The following is an 18,355-nucleotide window of genomic DNA, read 5'->3' as shown; positions in this document are numbered from 1 at the left end:
CTATAAGAAAAAAATGTATTTTAACAGCATTTTCGTCACAAAAAGAAGAAAAAGCAAAGAAGTTCCCCTCTTTGCAAGTAAAAGATGACAGCTTGCTTATGTAAAAACATAGCCGTCAGCCTTGTTACATAAAAAAGTAAAGCGCTATTGCTAGCATCCCTAATATGCCTGATATTGTAAGGTAAATAATTTTCAACGCCAACCCCGAAATAAACCAGAGCAGGCAATTTAATAGTAATCCTACATAGAGCAGTGTTAAATTGTTTGCAAAATAGGTCATAGAAATTTGCACTGTTACTGCTAGTAATAATAATGCTCCCGTTAAATGTAAAATAGGTGACAGCAGTTGATTTTTTTTAGCGACGTAAAAGGCAGCAATTAAACAGCCAATGGCTAAAATTGCTGTTACAATTCCAACGAGCCAGACCGCATCAATCGTGAACAAGAGCACAATAAAAATAATCGCAATAATTGGCATAGCGGCGTATTTGCGTAACGTTTTACGCTTTTGCTGTGCCATCACTGATTGAGAAGCTTTTCCTTGTATTTCGTTTTGCTCGCCTCCCTCAGTATATAACGTCGTTAAAAAATCACAATAATGCTCAGGCAGCAGCTTATTTTGCTTCCAAAATGTAATTTCATTAAGTATAATTTGTTTTTTCTGGTTCGACATCTGTTTTCTCTCCAAACCATTTAATATATGTATAGTACTATCATAAGAAATATAGCAACATTCTAACATATGAAAAAAGTAGCATATATAGTAATTTATCATTTGTATTATATCAAATTTTTGGCATGCTAAAAAAGCTGTAGGTTCTCCTACAGCTTTTAGAATTTATTCTAAAAAGTCTTTTAAACGTTTTGAGCGAGACGGGTGGCGTAATTTGCGCAATGCTTTCGCCTCAATTTGACGAATACGTTCACGTGTAACGCCAAATACCTTCCCTACTTCTTCCAATGTTCTTGTGCGACCATCATCCAATCCGAAGCGTAAACGCAAGACGTTTTCTTCACGATCTGTCAATGTATCAAGCACATCTTCAAGCTGTTCCTTCAATAGCTCATATGCCGCATGATCTGACGGTGATTGCGCTTCAGAATCCTCAATGAAATCACCTAAATGCGAATCGTCCTCTTCACCAATCGGTGTTTCAAGCGATACAGGCTCTTGTGCAATTTTTAAAATTTCACGTACTTTTTCAGGTGTTAAATCCATTTCCTCACCGATTTCCTCTGGAGATGGCTCACGACCTAAGTCCTGCAGTAATTGACGCTGTACGCGGATTAATTTATTGATTGTTTCCACCATATGCACAGGGATACGAATTGTACGCGCTTGGTCTGCAATAGCGCGCGTAATTGCTTGACGAATCCACCATGTTGCATAAGTAGAAAATTTGAAGCCTTTGCGATGGTCGAATTTTTCAACCGCTTTAATAAGCCCCATATTTCCTTCTTGAATCAAATCAAGGAATAGCATACCGCGACCAACATAGCGCTTTGCAATCGATACAACAAGTCGCAAGTTTGCCTCAGCCAAACGTTTACGTGCTTCTTCATCACCTTGCTCAATTCGCTCTGCTAAACGAATCTCTTCCTCAGCAGAAAGTAAATCAACACGACCAATTTCCTTTAAGTACATACGCACAGGGTCATTAATTTTCACTCCTGGTGGTACACTTAAATCGTTTAAGTCAAATGTTTCTTCATTCGCCTCTTGCTTAGACAACGCGTCTTCCTCGAACTCCTCTTTACCCTCTACCGTTACACCTTGGCTTTCGATATTTTCTGCAAAATGGAAGATTTCTTCGCTTTCTAGCTCAAAAGTAGCTAGTTTTTCCGAAATTTCTTTCATCGAAATTTCGCCCTCTGTCTTTGCTTTATTTTGAAGAAGCACCTTTACTTCCTCTAACGATAGTTCATTTACTGTTTCTTTTGAGCGTTCTGATTTGTCCGCCATAAACCTTCCTCCTTCTAAAAAACGAATCGAGTTACATCGTCGCTAAAGTTCTTCTTAAATGGATAATTTTTTGCACAATCTCCATTGCCTGTTTGTATTCATGCATTTTCTCTGCCTCTGTTTGCTGTTGACGCAGTGCATCAATTTCAAGCTGAATGCGATGTTTTTTTAGATGCTTTAAGCAATCTGCTATTTCTGCCTCTGCATGCTCAGGATCCCGCTCAGCTAACGCGGCCTCCATCACAATTTTCCGTAACTCAGAATCTTCAATTACCTCTACAAATCGCTGATAATCCGCTGTACTGTATTCCTCATAAAAGCCGATTAATCGAACGAAAACAGCCATATACTCATCTCTTACAAAGGGCTCCTCGCCGCTTTGCAATACTTTATCCACTACATGCACATTATGCAGCATATGTGATAGCAATAATCGTTCTGCACGCTCCGCTGCGGTCAATGGCTTTTGCGTTGTCGGTAACGGAGCGACTTCTTGCACTTGTAGCTGTTCACTTTTATAGTGCTTCGATTTTGTTGCTTCTAATTTTCGATATTGTGCATAAATCGCTTCTTGAGAAATAGATGTTTCATTCGCAAGCTGTGTTATATATAAATCACGCTCGATTGGTGAAGATACCCCAATAAGCTCTTCTAGCACTTCTTGTACATATTGCAGCACATCATTTTCAAATTGGAAATTTTTATTGCGTCTTGCATACATCATCATAAAAGCAAGATATGCTTGAGGCTTTTCAATGATTTGCGTTTTAAATGCTTCCGCACCATATTGACGGATATAATCATCTGGATCAAGCTTGTCCGGTAAAACCGCAACCTCTACTTTTAAGCGTTCCGCCTTTAGCAAATGTGCTGAGCGTCTTGCTCCCTCCATACCAGCAGAATCCCCATCATAGCAAACCGTAATTTGCTCCACTAAGCGCTTGAGCCTTTGGATATGCTGTGGTGTGAGCGAGGTACCCATTGTTGCGACGGCATTTGTTACGCCTGCATTTGTTGCGGCTAACACATCGACAAATCCCTCCATCAAGACGACTTGACGCGTTTTGCGAATCGTAGCCCTTGCCCTATCTAAATTGTATAAAACTTCGCTTTTATGAAAGATTGGTGTTTCAGGACTGTTCATATACTTTGCTTCTTCAGCATCTGTATTTAAAATTCGCCCTGAAAACGCAATTACCTTCCCATTATCGTCACGGATTGGAAACATAATACGTCCCCTAAAGCGATCGAAATAGGAGCCATCACTTTCCCTTTGAATCACAAGTCCACATTCCGCCATTTCTTCCATTGAAAACTCTTTGCGTCCGAGAAATGCTGTAAGGGAATCCCATGAGGGTAGTGCCCAGCCAATTTTTTGACTTTCGATAAGCTCCTGTGTGAAGCCGCGATTCAATAAATATTGTAGCGCTTCTTCTCCATCTTCCGTGTTCATCAATAAATGATGGTAAAACTCCATCGCAACATCATGGGCTTGCCGCATATTTGCCTCAGCCTTTGATATCGCTTTTACTGGCTGCGAACTAGCCGTTAGCTCTACATCTAATTGGACGCCTGCTCGCTCGCCGAGTTTCACAACCGCATCTGGAAAAGGGATGTTTTCAATATCCATCACAAAGGTAATTGCATTACCACCTGCTCCACAACCGAAGCAATGGAATATTTGCTTGTCCTGTGAAACAGAGAAGGAAGGCGTTTGCTCCCCATGGAACGGACATAAGCCAAACCAGTTACGTCCCCTTTTCGTCAATTGCATATAATCGCTAATGACATCAACGATATCTGATTGTGAACGAATTTGTTCGATTAATTCTTCAGGTATTTTTTTGGTCATTCCATCACCATTTTCAGTTGTACATCATTTACGCCTCGGCATAAATGCGTCCAGATTTTTTCGAGTTTGCTCGCAGTAACGGTTAACTGACCTGTATCATGCAGGCCTCCTCTTCAAAATCTGTGACATCCGCCAGGGGCTATATCAGGATTCAACAAATTGTTGAATCCTGATATAAACATAATTCGAGATTTATATTGAAAATCCTCTATTATCCGACAAAAAATAATCAAAAATGTCTCTACTTCTAAATATTTTTACCACAATTTTATTATTATAAAACAATAAATATAATTTAGCTACATATTTCGCCTTGATTTTGCAATTTTATTTTGCTTTGCACACGAAAAAAACCCTATCCTAATCGGATAGAGGTAGCTTATGCTTGTGCGCGTATTTTATCCAAAATGACATTCGCTGTTTCTTCTACTGCTGTATTTGTCACATCAATTACTTCACAGCCGATACGGCTAGCAATACGGTGGAAGTGCTCAATTTCCTGCTGGATTCGCTGATGCTGTGCGTAAATGGCGTCATCATTCAATCCAAGCGTCTTTAAACGCTCTCGACGTATACTATTTAAATTTTCTGGTGAAATAATTAAACCGAAGCATTTTTTTGGATCAACTGCAAAAAGCTCAGCTGGTGGTTCAACTTCTGGTACAAGTGGCACGTTGGCTACTTTTAAGCTTTTATGTGCTAAATATTGCGATAGTGGCGTTTTTGACGTACGAGAAACACCTATTAACACAACATCCGCAAGCAAAACCCCACGCGGGTCTCGTCCATCATCGTATTTTACTGCAAATTCAATTGCTTCAATTCGCTTAAAATAATCATCATCTAATTTATGCGTGAGCCCGGGTCGCTCTAGCGGTGCCTGCTTCATCGAATTCTCTAAAAGCTCTATCATTGGACCAAGCAAGTCAATCGCAGCAACATGCTGCTCTAACGTTGTCGTATAAAGCTTTTGACGCATTTCCTTTTCCACTAATGTATAAATAATAATAGCCTTTTCCTGCATTGCGAGCTGTACGACTCCTTGAAGCTCCTCAAAATTTTTAATATGAGGAAAACGACGAATTTCTACATTTTGAAAGGTTGGCCTAAATTGGCTGACAGCTGCTCTAACTGCTAACTCGCCCGTCTCACCTACCGAATCGGATACGACAAAAAACATCAAGTTATCCAAAACATCACCTACAGTTCATGAATTTGTGCGAGTGAAATAAATGCCTTTGTTACATTTGTTTTCGTTAGCCGCCCAATAATTTCAACCCCGCCAACCGTTTCATTGACAACTGGCATTGAATCAATTTCACGATCGATAAGTTTTTTTGCTGCTTCAATTAAAAAATCATTTTTCGTACAGTATGCAATATTCGGCATGCGCGTCATAATAATATGTACAGGAATTTTATTTAAATCCTGCGTGCCAATGCTCGTACGCAATAAATCTTTTCTCGACAATACCCCTTGTAAATAATTGTGTTGATCTGCGACAAATAATGTCCCAACATCCTCTAAAAACATATGACAAATAGCGTCATAAACCGTCATATTTTCAGAAACAATAACAGGCACTGATTGAAAATCCTTCACCTTTAAATTCGTAAGGGCATCCGTTAGTGACATCGTATTCTTTTTCCCTGCATAAAAATAACCAACACGCGGTCTTGCATCTAAAAAGCCTGCCATCGTTAAAATTGCCAAGTCTGGTCTCAATGTGGCTCTTGTTAAATTTAAACGCTCTGCAATATGCTCTCCTGTAATCGGTCCGTTTTCTTTAACGATTTGCAAAATAGCGTCTTGACGTTTATTGAGTTCGATTTTAACTCACCTGCTTTTAATAATGTTATACTGATTATGCTATTATTATATACTATTTCACCATAGATTGCGAAGAAAAGAATTAAGGCTATAGCACTTGCATAAAAAAATTTTTGTTGTATACTAATCCATATATAAAAAGCGATGAATGAGCAATAAGTATCTTTTCACCACAGCGAGTAGGGATTGGTGCAAGCCTACACCTGAAAAGAGAAACGGCACTCAGGAGCTATTTTTTCGAAAGAGGTTCAAACAGTGATGTTTGAGCAATCAGGGTGGAACCGCGGATTCTGTACATACAGCATTCGTCCCTGGGCATATTACGCCCAGAGACGAGTGCTTTTTTCGTTGCAATGGGCATACAAATAAGGAGGAATTTTCATGACACAAAAATCAATGGAAACAATCGTATCACTGGCAAAGCATCGTGGATTTGTCTTCCCAGGCTCTGAAATCTATGGTGGTTTAGCAAACACATGGGATTACGGCCCACTTGGTGTAGAATTAAAAAACAATGTAAAAAAAGCTTGGTGGCAAAAATTCGTGCAAGAATCTGAGCACAATGTCGGCTTAGATGCAGCAATTTTAATGAATCCAAAAGCATGGGTTGCTTCAGGTCACGTTGGCAACTTCAACGACCCAATGATTGACTGTAAAGCATGTAAAGCGCGTCATCGTGCAGACAAATTAATTGAGGACGCTTCTTTAGAAAAAACAGGTAAAGAAATTATCGTTGATGGTATGTCCTTTGATCAAATGAAAGCAAAAATGGAAGAGCTTGAAGTAGCTTGTCCAGATTGTGGTAAAATCGACTTCACAGATATTCGTCAATTTAACTTAATGTTTAAAACGTTCCAAGGTGTAACAGAATCTTCGACAAATGAAATTTATTTACGCCCTGAAACAGCACAAGGTATTTTCGTCAACTTTAAAAACGTACAACGCTCTATGCGTAAACGTACACCATTTGGTATCGCACAGGTTGGTAAATCATTCCGTAACGAAATTACACCAGGTAACTTCACATTCCGTACACGTGAATTTGAGCAAATGGAGCTTGAATTTTTCTGCAAGCCAGGTGAAGATTTGGAATGGCACGCTTATTGGAAGGAGTTCTGTAAAAACTGGTTATTAAACCTTGGTATGAAGCAAGAATCCATGCGTTTACGCGACCATGAGGACGATGAGCTATCTCACTACTCAAACGCAACAACAGACATCGAATTCCGCTTCCCATTCGGCTGGGGCGAGCTATGGGGTATCGCTGATCGCACAGACTACGACTTAAAGCAGCATATGGAGCACTCAGGTGAAGACTTCACATACATCGATCCTGTAACAAACGAGCGCTATGTGCCATACTGTATCGAGCCATCATTAGGCGCTGACCGTGTCACATTAGCATTCCTATGCGACGCATACGATGAGGAACAGCTAGAGGGCGATGACAAACGTACAGTATTACGTTTTCATCCTGCCCTAGCACCATTCAAGGCAGCGGTACTACCTTTATCGAAAAAATTATCAGAAGAAGCAAGTGACGTATGGGCAGACTTACGCAAAGCCTTCCCTGTCGACTTCGATGAGTCACAATCTATCGGCAAGCGCTACCGCCGCCAAGATGAAATCGGCACACCATTCTGCATCACATACGACTTCGACTCAAAAGAAGACGGCCAAGTGACAGTACGTCACAGAGATAGCATGGACCAAATCCGTATGCCGATAACAGAAGTTAAAGATTATATTTCAAAACACTTACAATTTTAATATGGGTTGGGGGATGCCTATACATCCCCCTCTCTGTTTTACTCGGCATACGGATTTGCGCCGAGGATTGTGATGCGCTAGCATGACAACCGCAGAAGCACGCATATGGCGGATTACATAAGCTAACACTTATATTGAAAAGCACTTACAATGCTAATTATGGGTTGAGGGGATGCAATAGGCTTCCCCTCTCTCCGTTTTTCCCGCCATATGCATCTGCGCCGAGGATTGTGATGCGCCAGCGTGACAACCGCAGAAGCACGCATATGGCGGATTACATAAGCTAACACTTATATTGAAAAGCACTTACAATGCTAATTATGGGTTGAGGGGATGCAATATGCTTCCCCTCTCTCCGTTTTTCCCGCCATATGCATCTGCGCCGAGGATTGTGACGCGCTAGCGTGACAACCGCAGAAGCACTCCCCATGTTCCCTACCTTCTCTCTTAACAGAAAAAAAGCTAGCAGGAAAGCATAACACTTCCTACAAGCCACTAATTTCTGGCAGCGTACTCCAGCCATAAACAGCCTCACGCAAACATTCGCCACCAATTTCAACATCGATCACATCAATTTTTTCGCCACCAATTGCCTCATAAAATGCTGTGGAAGGATTATTTTCTAACACAAGCACAAGCATTGACGTAAAGCCTTTTTCCTGCAAATGCTGTACCGCCTGTCGCATTAAAGCTTTGCCAATTCCATGTCCTTGGTATTCTGCTAAAATATAAATTGCATTTAGCTCCCCTTGATACGCTGGATAATGACCACTTCTCTCCTTACCAGCGGTTGCAAAGCCAACGATTTTACCTTGCTCATTTTCAGCGACAAATACATGCCCATATGGAATCGCTGTAAGCCAAAGCTCCTCGCGCTCACTATAGGATAAGCTATCTAAATAGCTTTGTGCTACAATGCCTTGATAGGTTGAGCGCCAGCTATCTACATGTACAGCCGCAATCCCTGCCGCATCCTCTATTTTCGCTTGTCGAATTTTCATGACATAACTCCCCTTTGTAAGCTTATATGCTAGAAAGAGCGCTCTGATGGCGCCCTTTCCTATTATTACTTCACTTTAAATTGATTAATTTCCGCTTGTAAATCATTCGCCATCGTCTCTAAAACATTGGCTGAGCTTGCAATTTCTTCATTGGATGCTGCTTGTTGCTCAGCAGAAAGCCCGATCCCATGTAGGCTTGCTGTGATGCCATGGGCAATTTCTGCGATTTCATTTGCTTCGTGACTTGTTTCATTCGTCTTTTCATTGACCCTGCGAACAATGCTCGTTACTTCATTTGTGCGCTGACTAATATTAGATACATAGTCTACAATGTTTTTAAATGCTTCGCCTGTTTGCTCCACTGACTCACGGCCTTCATCTACAAATCGTGTACCGCTATTAATTGCTGTAACCGCGCTAGATGTTTGGCTTAAAATATCATCTACTAATGTGCGAATATCATCAGCAGCTCTTCCTGATTCCTCTGCTAGCTTTCTAACTTCCTCCGCCACAACTGCAAAGCCTTTACCTGCTTCACCCGCACGTGCAGCTTCAATAGAAGCATTTAAAGCAAGCAAATTGGTTTGATCTGTAATGCTTGTAATTAATGCTAAAATCGAGCTAATTTCCTTTGTTTTTTCACCTAAAGCATTGACAACCTCTGTCGATTCATGCACAGATTGATTAATTGTATTCATTTTATTAATCGTTTGTTCAATTAATTGTAAGCCTGAATCTGCCTTTTGGCTTGTTTCTGTTGCAACATCCGCCACACCTTGTACAACAGCTGTTACCTCTTCCATTTCTTGATTGATTAAATCCGATAATTCGGACATTTTTTTCATCTTGTCCAGCTGTCCTGCAGTACCCGTGACCATTTCTTGAATTGAGTTGGAAATTGTTTCAACAGATGTACTGCTTTGCTCTGTAATTGCAGCGAATTCCTTTGTATAGGAAGTGACATCTGTTGATGCTTTATTTGCTTTGTCAACGACTGCCCCAATTTGCTCTAACATATGATTAAATTCGGATGATAATTGCCCAATCTCATCTTTATAACGATCATTAGTGCGCACAGTTAAATCGCCGTCTGCCGCTTGTGTCATTGCCTTTAATACGCTTTTAAGTCGCTTTAATACAATGTAGCGTGTACATAGCGCAATAATGAATGTTCCGATAAATAGAGAAATAAATGTATTAATCGTAACTCCTACAACACCATCCAGCTCAATTATTTCCCCAACTTGTTTACTAATGAAGCTTGAAATATGTGAGCTAATAAATAAACTTACCGCCACTGCTAAAATCATTTTGAAAATTAAACTTTTCCAAATTTTAATTTCCCGTGAAATTGCTCTTTCTCTATTCATAATGGCTCCCCATTTCTATGTAAATCTACTATGATTGTAAAATAAATATCAAAATTAGTAAAATAGTTTCTATATCTTTTCATCAAGTAATGATTTAGCACTAATATATTTGAGCCTTATTCACAATTTTTTTGTAATATCTAACGATTCAGGGATTAAAATATAAACAATAAGTGATACAAATAACATAATGATGCCGCCAATTAAAGCAGCTGCTACAAAGGAATCATTAAAGGCTTCCATCCCTTTTGCTGCAAGCTCTGTTAAATTTGTGAGACTTGCTACTTCAACAGCTCCCATTACCGATTCATTCGCTATATTTGCTAATTCACCAACAATGCCATTTGATGCAAACGTCTCGATATTTACTATGACATATTCAAGACTGGTAATGAAACAAACGAATGGCATATTGAGGACATAGAAGCCGCTAGTCAAATGGCATATACCTCAATCAATGGTATAATTACTTTCACATACCAAGTCGATATGAAGACAAGAAAAGAGCGACTCATGCACTTTTCACAACTATTTTTAAAAGGTATTGACACGTAAGAAAAATATTGCTCAGGAAATATTAAGAAAATTCCACAAAATGAAAGCTCGAATCATTTTGTTGCCCTATCAAACAAAATGATTCAAGCTTATTTAGCATAATAAGTTTGCCAAAATTGCACATACAGATTCAATGAAGTTGCTATATCACTATGTAAATTACGCAGTGATGTTTCAATATGCTTTCTTGTATGACCATTTGTGTGTTGCAATACAGTCCCCTCTATTTCCATAATAGCTTCAATCATTTGCTGTAAATATACTTTTGCCTCATCCGAAAAATTATCTTCTTGTAAGCTTAGACGAATAAGCTCTTTTTTCACTGATTGTACATTTGTCAAAAGTGGCTCCCAATCACTACGCCACATATGATGGTTAGCTTCTGTTAGCCATTCCATTTGGTACAATAACAGTACAGCAACGGAATATGTTACAACATGATCAGGCTGGCCCATCCGCCCTTCAAACAATGAGCGTAATACAGCAAAATCCTCATTATATTTTTGCTGCTCAGCTGTATCTATCTTCACTTGAACCGCAGGATAAACACTCAAAATTGAATAAGGAAAGACAATTGTCAGAAATAGTACAACAGCGAGTATAGCAATTAAAATAATCTTGCGTTTTTGCATCATACTTCTTTTCATTTAGCTTCATACTCCTATTCTTTCAAATATAGCTTTTTATCTATATCATTTTTCACAATGAATATATTGAAAAACATCCTCTATGTACTGTTCTAAAGGCTGCCCTGTATCCACAACTAAGCATTGCATGTTGTGCGGCTTTTTTGCAGCATGTAGTGTTGCATGGAAATTTTCTTCTGAGTGAATTTTACTAATTTGACTTACCATCCGCTCTCGGCTCTGTAAACGCTGATTGATTTCTAAAAAATCAGCAAGATAACATTCAATATATTTATAGCTTGCAGCATATTTTTGAGCTAACTGTATTCCTTTTTCAACCATTTCCTCATATAGACATGGACTATCAAGGATGACATTATGCCCTTGAGACAAGTGGAAATCCACTAAAGAAAAATCAATGTTGTAGCTAATTTTGCCTGCAAGCCTTCCATCCAATGAGCTATCCTCAATTGAATTTAATAAGGCCGATTTGACAATATCATGGTCGATAATAATAAAGCCCATTTTAGTGGCAATCTCTCTTGCCAAAGTAGATTTCCCTGAGCCTGGGAACCCTGACATTTGAATAAAATACATGATTATTTCCTTCCTTTTCAAAGTGATTTTTTAGCAAATCAATACATTTCATTAATTCCTTATTTCTCCTATAATAACATATATCGATAAATTACTAGCTACCCTTATTAATAATTTTCATGATGACAGCTCAAAAAACATATGCTATATTGTTAACTAATTACATAGCCATCCACTGGAGGTGCCGTTGTGAACGGCTGAGATCAAAGTAAACTTTGGGATTCCTGGAACCTGATCTAGTTCATACTAGCGTAGGAAAGTGGTCGCCTATTCGTCATTACGATATTTAAGTATGCGTTACTTTTCCTATGGGAGAGGTAACGCTTTTTTTATTGGAGGAAAGCAAAATGATTCATGCCATCACGAGCGGTAAAGGTCTAACAGCACAAGTAATCACTCAAATAAAGGCAATCACTCCTACGGTGGATGCGATTGTTATACGTGAAAAACAGCTCACCTTTGCAGAAATTGATAACGGGATTGTTGCGCTTCTACAAGCAGGTGTTAATGCAAAACAATTGATTGTTCATACGCATATAGAGCTCGCTTACAAATATGGCTTACTCGGTTGCCATTTTGCAGCAAAACAAGCTGGAAATGTGACGCAGCATCCTTTCTTATGTGGACAATCTACACATACAAAGGAGGAAGCTCACCAAAGTGTGGCAATCGGTATGGATTATATTTATTTCTCTCCCGTTTTCCCGACCACTTGTAAGCTCGATGTACCTGCTAAAGGGCTTCAAGCGCTCGCTGATATATGTCAAGCAATTGAAATACCTGTGTTGGCACTAGGTGGCGTGACACATAGCAATATCCAAAAGGTGCTGCAAGCTGGTGCACAAGGCTATGCGGCAATCTCAATGTTTTTTGATGCTAGTGTCAAAACTTCTATGAAAAACAATGAAAAACCAATTTAAAGCGAAAATGAACTGCTTCGAACACGTTCACAAGCGTTTTTGATTAAGGGGGGCAATGTATGAAGTGTGAAGGCTTTACGATTATCGGCGGCGGTGTCATCGGACTATCCATTGCTTATCAATTATTAAAGCAACAGCAACGTGTAACGCTTTTCCATGCAGAAAAAACAACAACAGCATCACTTGCAGCTGGTGGTATGCTTGGTGGTCAAAATGAATTTTATGCCCCTTCGCCGCTTTATAATTTAGCACTGGAAAGCCGGACATTGCATAAAAAAATTGCACAGGAGCTGTTGGAATTAACAGCACAAGATGTAGGGTTACTGCCTTCAGGGCTTATTAAAATTGCGACAAACAAACAAGGCTTGCAAGATTTACAGCAGCAATACGACTTTTTGCATAACGACCGCCCTGCATCTATTCAATGGTTAAATCAACGTGATTTACAGCAATACGAACCGTTATTAGGGCAAGCCGTGGCAAATGGCTTCCATATTTACGAAGATCATCAAGTCAATGCAAGAGCTTTAACAAAGGCATTATTTCTCGCCATACAGCAGCTTGGGGCAAATATCATCGACGAGGAAGTAATCGCGATTGAAAAGGAGCAGCAGCAAATTACATATGTGCAAACAGCTTCTACCCGCTATGCCGTTTCACAGGTAGTTTTAGCAGCAGGTGCTTGGACATCAAGGCTGGCAACTACATTAAACATTAATTGCCCAATGCAGCCTGTCAAAGGCGAATGCTTAATGCTAAAAGCGCATCAACTACCAAAGGCAACTATTTTTTCAACAGATGGCTGCTATATCGTACCAAAACAGCAGCAAATGATATTAATTGGCGCGACAAGCTACCCTTTACAAGAAGACGATGCCGTGACAGCTGGTGGCATCCATTCTTTATTAACACGTGCCATTCAAATACTGCCCTCATTAACGAAGGCAGAAATTATCGAAACATGGTGTGGGGTGCGACCACAAACAATGGATGGGCTACCAATTATGGGAGAGACGCCATATAGCAATTTATTTTTATGCACAGGGCATTATCGCAATGGCATTTTATTAAGTGCTATTACAGGACTTTTATGTAGCCAAGCTTTATTAGGCGACAATACAGCGAAACAGCGTTTAGCCCCATTTGCATTGCAGCGCTTTACAATTTAAAGGAGGTGTTTATTTTGCACTTATATATAAACGGTCATCGTATGGAAGTGCCACAGTCCATTACAACTGTCGTACAGTTACTTGACCATTTACAGCTCAATAAGGAGCTTGCCATCGTAGAAATAAATGCCGAAATTTTACAGCCTTCGGAACGTGATGGCAAAAAAATTCAAGCAAATGATCGCATTGAAATTGTACAGTTTGTAGGAGGAGGATAATGATGTTACACATTGGACCATACCGTTTTAATTCCCGTCTATTATTAGGGACAGGAAAATTTACAGATTTTGATATACAGAAGGAAGCTATAAAAATATCAGAAACAGAAATTTTAACATTCGCTGTGCGCCGCATGAATATTTTCGAGCCAACACAGCCCAATTTTTTAGAAAAAATTGATGTGCAAAACTATACGCTCTTGCCGAATACAGCAGGTGCTAAAAACGCGGAGGAAGCTGTGCGTATTGCTAATTTAGCAAAAGCCTCTGGTTTATGCGATATGGTGAAAGTAGAAATTATCGGATGCCCTCAAACATTGCTACCAGACCCAGTAGAAACGTTGCGTGCAACAGAGCTATTACTTGAACAAGGCTTTATCGTCTTACCATACACTTCGGATGATGTGTTGCTAGCAAAACGACTGCAGGATTTAGGCTGTCATGCAATTATGCCAGGTGCTTCCCCAATCGGCTCTGGTATGGGCATTGTCAACCCACTTAATTTATCGTTTATTATCGAGCAGGCAAAGGTGCCTGTTATCGTTGATGCAGGGATTGGCTCTGCGGTAGATGCCGCACAGGCAATGGAGCTTGGTGCAGATGCGGTATTATTAAATACAGCTGTATCAGGTGCTAAAGATCCTGTAAAAATGGCTTCTGCCATGAAGCATGCCATTATTGCAGGGCGTGAAAGCTTTGAGGCTGGACGTATAGCGAAAAAAACCTATGCCACTGCCTCTAGCCCATTAGAAGGAATTAGCAAGTGAGCCGTTACTCAAGGCAGGAACGCTTTTTCGCTATAGGGACAAACGGACAGGCGCTCCTTGCCAACAAGCATGTTCTCATCGTGGGTGTTGGTGCACTCGGTGCAACAATTGCTGATTTGCTAGCGCGAGCAGGCATCGGTGAAATTTCACTTGTTGACCGTGATTTCGTCGATTTATCAAATTTACAGCGCCAAATGCTTTACAGCGAAACAGATGTTACAGCACGTTTACCAAAGGCAGCTGCCGCTAAAAGGCGCTTGCAAGAAATTAATCATACAACAACGATTCATGCCTACAATGAGGAAGCAAACGTTGAATTTTTTGAGCAGCTACTAGCAACCCATTCTATTGACTTAATGATTGATGGCACAGATCATTTCGATATTCGCTTTATTATGAACGATATCGCACATAAATATAAAATCCCTTGGATTTACGGCGCATGTGTTGCCTCAAGCAGCCTTTCCTTTTTCATCAAACCAGGAGAAACAGCTTGCCTGCATTGCATAATGGGTGGCTTACCCTCTTCAGGACCGACCTGTGACACAGCGGGCATTTTAGCCTCTGCCTCACAAATAACAGCTGCTATGCAGGTTGCAGAAGCATTGAAATATTTAACGAATAATGAAAACGCAATGCGTGGTACCGTTTTTTCTATCGATGTGTGGCAAAATACATTTTCCTCTGTCAATGTTGAGGCATTGCGCAAACCAACCTGTCCTACATGCGGAGAAAAGCCAACATATCCATTTTTACAGCCAAACGCTACCACAAAATTTGCTTCATTGTGCGGGCGAGATACAGTGCAAATTCGCCCTACCTATAAAATGCGTGATTTATTCGCTTTAAAAGAGCAGCTACCAGCAGAGGAGATCACCCATTGCAATGATTTTCTTATTAGCTTTCAGGTAAAAGAGTATCAGCTTACCGCATTTAAAGATGGCCGTGTCTTCGTACATGGCACTGCCGATATACAACAGGCAAAAAGCATCTATTATCAATATTTTGCTTAATAAAGGAAAAACAAGAATCAAATAGAATATATTAATATAGATAACTTAAAGGAGCAAATAACTAGATGAAAACACCACCATTTACAGCGTCCTCAATTTAAATTCAAATTGGAGGAGGAAGCTTCATGCAAGCTTTATTAATTATCGATGTACAACATGGCTTAGTTGATTTAACACAATGTGACGATACATTAACAAAAATCGAGCAATGTATTCAAACATTTCAGGCACAGGAAAAGCCTATTATTTTTATTCAGCATTTCGACGAAGCACAGGAAAGCGTGCTTCATCCTACTAACAAAGGCGCACAAATCATCGAACGCTTTCAACCATATATAGAGCATCTTGTTATCAAAAAAACACCAAGTGCCTTCTATCAAACAAACTTGCAGGAGCTGTTAGCGAATTTTGGTGTTGAGCATGTCTATATTACAGGCTTTAATACAGAGTTTTGCTGTCAATTTACAGCGATTGCTGCCTATGATCGCGGCTTCCGCACAACCTTTATTGAGGACGCAACAAATACAGTGAATAATGCTGACACCTATGAAATGACAGGCTTAGATATCCGGGATTTTGTTGGCACTGTACTGCATTGGTCGAATGTCATTGAAGTGCTGGATATGGAAGAGTATTTAGAGAATTAACAGTAAAAAAGCAACCTCCCTTTTGTGGTGGTTGCTTTTTCATACTGCCTATTGTGCTGATAAAATTAATAGACAAAAACCCATACTAATAAAATGAATGAAATCGTCAGTAGCCATGTATAGATTGCTGTGCTTTTATCCTTTTTTATTTTTCTCTAAAGATAGCAATCTGGCTTAAACAATATTATTATAAATTATTCAATGCTTCTTTTATCAACTTGTCAACCCCTAAATCTTCTTCCAAATCCTGTTCATGAAAATAAAAAATTAAAATATTATCTTTTTCATATATATTGAAAGAAACTAGATTAACTGCTTCAGTTTTCTTTCTAAATTCATTTATGGCTTTTATTCTATTGGCACTTGAATTATAAATATAGATATATAATGGTTTTTGATTTAAAAGATATAGATTAGGCTGTTTTTTATAAAGCTTTTCTCCAAAAATACTATGATCTTTCTGTCTAGTTTCTTCTACAATAAGTCCTTGTTGCTCAAAAGAATTTAATACTTCTTTCAAGGTAAAAATCGCATTTTCTTCTTCCTCACACCCAATTACAAAAAAAAGTAAAGTGAAGCAAATGATGAATAGTCTTTTCATCCCATCCCTCCAGTTAACTTTATTTCACAAAATTTCTATCCACTCAAAATTAATATTATAAGTTTTTAATACCTATCACAGTACTCATTTCTTCCATCAGAATCAATTCATTTCCTATTTTTGTTTTTATATCTTCATGATGATAGTGTCCCATTGTCTCAGGTGTACTTTCTAAATTATATTTACTCAGTTCATTACTGATTAATGCATAATCCCCATGCACATTTCTCATTAAAAAAATCAAATAATTCTCATTTTTTTTAAGCTCTGAATATCCATCTGTTACAATTTTAATTTTTTCTTTTTTACTATTTTCTATTAATCCGACAGATGGCTCGACAATTGTTAATTCTATATTTTCAAATACATCCAAATTTTCTGGTTTTTTTATTATTTGTTTAACATTAACTATCGTTTCTGTATAATAATCTTCCAAATTATTATCATCAGAGTAAAAATTCACATGACTTCGATTTAAAAAATCATCAACAGGTTCGGCTACGATTACTAATTCTGATAAATCATATAACTCTCTTGCGGAATTAATTGGAAAGTAATTCCCTTCTACAGAAAGTGTTTTTATCGTATCCTTTTCCTGCTTTAAGATAACTTCCTCAGTTGAGATTTGTCTTTCATGTTTATCTTTACTCAACACCAAACTAAAAATAAACACCAAGCTAACAGATACAATTGCTATACTAGAAAATAATAATTTTGTTGTTTTAATTTTGGACATATTTTATACCTCCTCAATTCCATTTTCTTTTTAATTCACTATAATCATAGCTAGTAGGACCAATACTTTGTATACCCTGCTTCATTACTGAACTTTTTGTTGAGTCTGTTGGATGTTTTAATTTTAAAGTATGGCCAATTTCATGAGTTGCATTAGAAATTCTTTGTGCATAGCTCATGTTCTTAGAGTCCATTGTATTCGAGTAAATGTAAGCGTTAACAAAAATCCAATAATCATCCATACCAACATAGTCAAGGTAACCATTTACTAGGAATACTCTACCAATTAAGTTTGGCTCACTAGTTGTTCCTACATAATATTTGTCTGCCCAGTTATGAGTACTGTAATTTAAACTAATACCCGCCTGACCATGCCAGTTTTTTCTAGCTTGTTCCCAAACATTACTATAGTAATAAGTAGTTCCATTTATTATAAATGAATTATTCACTGATGAATTAAGAGTCACACCATTAAAAACACGAGTATTACTGTGAATATCTGCATATGAAATTTTAGGATTCAAATATAATAAAGCTGAAAATATCGTACAAAAAACAAATGTCTTTTTAATAATCTTCATACATTAACTCTCCCCATTATAGCTATAAAAGCTCTTTTTATTTTTATATACAATAGTTTGGATCACTAGCGTCGCATAAATTTTAACTGAATTTTCTGTTTTCTTGTTTTTCCTTTTATAAAGAAAAACGAATACTCTTG

The 18,355-nt window shown here is 38.6% G+C and carries 21 protein-coding genes and 1 riboswitch; of the genes, 8 read left to right on the top strand and 13 right to left on the bottom strand.

Annotation, left to right across the window (positions count from 1 at the left end):
- Positions 1-124 precede the first annotated feature (124 nt).
- The 5 genes from M3Z76_RS00100 to ccpN form a co-directional block, all read right to left on the bottom strand.
- Complete coding sequence (locus M3Z76_RS00100) at positions 125-673, bottom strand: hypothetical protein (protein WP_293920306.1); 549 nt, start codon at positions 671-673, stop codon at positions 125-127.
- A gap of 165 nt (positions 674-838) precedes the next feature.
- Positions 839-1,963, bottom strand: coding sequence for an RNA polymerase sigma factor RpoD (rpoD, locus tag M3Z76_RS00095; RefSeq protein WP_293920307.1), 1,125 nt, complete (start codon positions 1,961-1,963; stop codon positions 839-841).
- Between the two features lie 31 nt (positions 1,964-1,994).
- A complete protein-coding gene (gene dnaG, locus M3Z76_RS00090; RefSeq protein WP_293920309.1) occupies positions 1,995-3,815 on the bottom strand; it encodes a DNA primase in 1,821 nt (606 codons plus the stop codon).
- A gap of 379 nt (positions 3,816-4,194) precedes the next feature.
- A complete protein-coding gene (locus tag M3Z76_RS00085) occupies positions 4,195-5,007 on the bottom strand; it encodes a pyruvate, water dikinase regulatory protein (protein ID WP_293920311.1) in 813 nt (270 codons plus the stop codon).
- 8 nt (positions 5,008-5,015) lie between these two features.
- Entirely contained in the window at positions 5,016-5,645 is a 630-nt protein-coding gene (gene ccpN / locus M3Z76_RS00080; RefSeq protein WP_293920348.1) for a transcriptional regulator CcpN, read from the bottom strand.
- A 381-nt stretch (positions 5,646-6,026) separates the two neighbouring features.
- Here ccpN and M3Z76_RS00075 point away from each other — a divergent pair, with 381 nt between their 5' ends.
- Positions 6,027-7,415, top strand: coding sequence for a glycine--tRNA ligase (locus M3Z76_RS00075; protein WP_293920313.1), 1,389 nt, complete (start codon positions 6,027-6,029; stop codon positions 7,413-7,415).
- Positions 7,416-7,900: 485 nt separating this feature from the next.
- Here the strand turns inward: M3Z76_RS00075 and M3Z76_RS00070 are convergent, their stop codons facing one another.
- The 3 genes from M3Z76_RS00070 to M3Z76_RS00060 form a co-directional block, all read right to left on the bottom strand.
- The gene (locus M3Z76_RS00070; protein WP_293920315.1) at positions 7,901-8,416 is read right to left on the bottom strand and encodes a GNAT family N-acetyltransferase; all 516 of its coding nucleotides are present in this window, start codon (positions 8,414-8,416) and stop codon (positions 7,901-7,903) included.
- Positions 8,417-8,481: 65 nt separating this feature from the next.
- The gene (locus M3Z76_RS00065; protein ID WP_293920317.1) at positions 8,482-9,786 is read right to left on the bottom strand and encodes a methyl-accepting chemotaxis protein; all 1,305 of its coding nucleotides are present in this window, start codon (positions 9,784-9,786) and stop codon (positions 8,482-8,484) included.
- A 120-nt stretch (positions 9,787-9,906) separates the two neighbouring features.
- Positions 9,907-10,224 carry a hypothetical protein gene (locus M3Z76_RS00060; RefSeq protein WP_293920319.1) on the bottom strand — a complete coding sequence of 106 codons (318 nt, stop codon included), beginning with the start codon at positions 10,222-10,224 and terminating at the stop codon, positions 9,907-9,909.
- On the opposite strand from M3Z76_RS00060, the gene M3Z76_RS19745 reads away from it, so the two are divergent.
- A complete protein-coding gene (locus M3Z76_RS19745) occupies positions 10,150-10,341 on the top strand; it encodes a TetR family transcriptional regulator C-terminal domain-containing protein (protein ID WP_363320659.1) in 192 nt (63 codons plus the stop codon). The two genes, M3Z76_RS00060 and M3Z76_RS19745, sit on opposite strands and share 75 nt — an antisense overlap.
- A gap of 89 nt (positions 10,342-10,430) precedes the next feature.
- On the opposite strand, the gene M3Z76_RS00055 is transcribed toward M3Z76_RS19745, so the two are convergent.
- On the bottom strand, positions 10,431-10,988 hold the full coding sequence (locus M3Z76_RS00055) for a hypothetical protein (RefSeq protein ID WP_293920320.1): 558 nt from the start codon (positions 10,986-10,988) through the stop codon (positions 10,431-10,433).
- A gap of 45 nt (positions 10,989-11,033) precedes the next feature.
- Complete coding sequence (locus tag M3Z76_RS00050; protein ID WP_293920322.1) at positions 11,034-11,564, bottom strand: P-loop nucleotide/nucleoside kinase family protein; 531 nt, start codon at positions 11,562-11,564, stop codon at positions 11,034-11,036.
- A gap of 167 nt (positions 11,565-11,731) precedes the next feature.
- Positions 11,732-11,839, top strand: a riboswitch (TPP riboswitch).
- 72 nt (positions 11,840-11,911) lie between these two features.
- Here M3Z76_RS00050 and M3Z76_RS00045 point away from each other — a divergent pair.
- From M3Z76_RS00045 to M3Z76_RS00020, 6 genes are all read left to right on the top strand, one after another.
- A complete protein-coding gene (locus tag M3Z76_RS00045) occupies positions 11,912-12,484 on the top strand; it encodes a thiamine phosphate synthase (RefSeq protein ID WP_293920324.1) in 573 nt (190 codons plus the stop codon).
- Positions 12,485-12,543: 59 nt separating this feature from the next.
- Complete coding sequence (gene thiO / locus M3Z76_RS00040) at positions 12,544-13,653, top strand: glycine oxidase ThiO (protein WP_293920325.1); 1,110 nt, start codon at positions 12,544-12,546, stop codon at positions 13,651-13,653.
- A 14-nt stretch (positions 13,654-13,667) separates the two neighbouring features.
- Positions 13,668-13,871 (top strand): sulfur carrier protein ThiS, encoded by a 204-nt coding sequence (gene thiS / locus M3Z76_RS00035; RefSeq protein WP_295655537.1) that lies wholly within the window; start codon positions 13,668-13,670, stop codon positions 13,869-13,871.
- A 2-nt stretch (positions 13,872-13,873) separates the two neighbouring features.
- Complete coding sequence (locus tag M3Z76_RS00030; RefSeq protein WP_293920351.1) at positions 13,874-14,638, top strand: thiazole synthase; 765 nt, start codon at positions 13,874-13,876, stop codon at positions 14,636-14,638.
- On the top strand, positions 14,635-15,651 hold the full coding sequence (locus tag M3Z76_RS00025) for a ThiF family adenylyltransferase (RefSeq protein WP_293920329.1): 1,017 nt from the start codon (positions 14,635-14,637) through the stop codon (positions 15,649-15,651). The genes M3Z76_RS00030 and M3Z76_RS00025 overlap by 4 nt, the downstream gene beginning before the upstream one ends.
- 125 nt (positions 15,652-15,776) lie before the next feature.
- Positions 15,777-16,298 (top strand): isochorismatase family protein, encoded by a 522-nt coding sequence (locus M3Z76_RS00020; RefSeq protein ID WP_293920330.1) that lies wholly within the window; start codon positions 15,777-15,779, stop codon positions 16,296-16,298.
- A 187-nt stretch (positions 16,299-16,485) separates the two neighbouring features.
- Here the strand turns inward: M3Z76_RS00020 and M3Z76_RS00015 are convergent, their stop codons facing one another.
- The 3 genes from M3Z76_RS00015 to M3Z76_RS00005 are packed head-to-tail and all read right to left on the bottom strand — an operon-like array spanning position 16,486 to position 18,215.
- On the bottom strand, positions 16,486-16,899 hold the full coding sequence (locus M3Z76_RS00015) for a hypothetical protein (RefSeq protein ID WP_293920332.1): 414 nt from the start codon (positions 16,897-16,899) through the stop codon (positions 16,486-16,488).
- A gap of 55 nt (positions 16,900-16,954) precedes the next feature.
- On the bottom strand, positions 16,955-17,635 hold the full coding sequence (locus M3Z76_RS00010) for a hypothetical protein (RefSeq protein ID WP_293920333.1): 681 nt from the start codon (positions 17,633-17,635) through the stop codon (positions 16,955-16,957).
- A 13-nt stretch (positions 17,636-17,648) separates the two neighbouring features.
- Complete coding sequence (locus M3Z76_RS00005) at positions 17,649-18,215, bottom strand: zinc metalloprotease (RefSeq protein ID WP_293920335.1); 567 nt, start codon at positions 18,213-18,215, stop codon at positions 17,649-17,651.
- Between the last annotated feature and the right edge of the window lie 140 nt (positions 18,216-18,355).

It is taken from the genome of Metasolibacillus sp. (assembly GCF_025291715.1).
GTDB lineage: Bacteria > Bacillota > Bacilli > Bacillales_A > Planococcaceae > Metasolibacillus > Metasolibacillus louembei.
Note: the sequence above shows the minus strand (reverse complement) of the source record. Positions and strands in the feature narration are given on the sequence as shown.

What these genes read in the sequence shown, in the direction of transcription:
- M3Z76_RS00015 (WP_293920332.1), bottom strand. Translation starts at nt 16,899, where the DNA reads ATGAAAAGACTATTCATCATTTGCTTCACTTTACTTTTTTTTGTAATT.
- M3Z76_RS00020 (WP_293920330.1), top strand. Translation starts at nt 15,777, where the DNA reads ATGCAAGCTTTATTAATTATCGATGTACAACATGGCTTAGTTGATTTA.
- M3Z76_RS00065 (WP_293920317.1), bottom strand. Translation starts at nt 9,786, where the DNA reads ATGAATAGAGAAAGAGCAATTTCACGGGAAATTAAAATTTGGAAAAGT.
- M3Z76_RS00010 (WP_293920333.1), bottom strand. Translation starts at nt 17,635, where the DNA reads ATGTCCAAAATTAAAACAACAAAATTATTATTTTCTAGTATAGCAATT.
- M3Z76_RS00045 (WP_293920324.1), top strand. Translation starts at nt 11,912, where the DNA reads ATGATTCATGCCATCACGAGCGGTAAAGGTCTAACAGCACAAGTAATC.
- M3Z76_RS00055 (WP_293920320.1), bottom strand. Translation starts at nt 10,988, where the DNA reads ATGAAAAGAAGTATGATGCAAAAACGCAAGATTATTTTAATTGCTATA.
- thiO (WP_293920325.1), top strand. Translation starts at nt 12,544, where the DNA reads ATGAAGTGTGAAGGCTTTACGATTATCGGCGGCGGTGTCATCGGACTA.
- dnaG (WP_293920309.1), bottom strand. Translation starts at nt 3,815, where the DNA reads ATGACCAAAAAAATACCTGAAGAATTAATCGAACAAATTCGTTCACAA.
- M3Z76_RS00030 (WP_293920351.1), top strand. Translation starts at nt 13,874, where the DNA reads ATGTTACACATTGGACCATACCGTTTTAATTCCCGTCTATTATTAGGG.
- M3Z76_RS00005 (WP_293920335.1), bottom strand. Translation starts at nt 18,215, where the DNA reads ATGAAGATTATTAAAAAGACATTTGTTTTTTGTACGATATTTTCAGCT.
- M3Z76_RS00100 (WP_293920306.1), bottom strand. Translation starts at nt 673, where the DNA reads ATGTCGAACCAGAAAAAACAAATTATACTTAATGAAATTACATTTTGG.
- rpoD (WP_293920307.1), bottom strand. Translation starts at nt 1,963, where the DNA reads ATGGCGGACAAATCAGAACGCTCAAAAGAAACAGTAAATGAACTATCG.
- M3Z76_RS00050 (WP_293920322.1), bottom strand. Translation starts at nt 11,564, where the DNA reads ATGTATTTTATTCAAATGTCAGGGTTCCCAGGCTCAGGGAAATCTACT.
- M3Z76_RS00075 (WP_293920313.1), top strand. Translation starts at nt 6,027, where the DNA reads ATGACACAAAAATCAATGGAAACAATCGTATCACTGGCAAAGCATCGT.
- M3Z76_RS00070 (WP_293920315.1), bottom strand. Translation starts at nt 8,416, where the DNA reads ATGAAAATTCGACAAGCGAAAATAGAGGATGCGGCAGGGATTGCGGCT.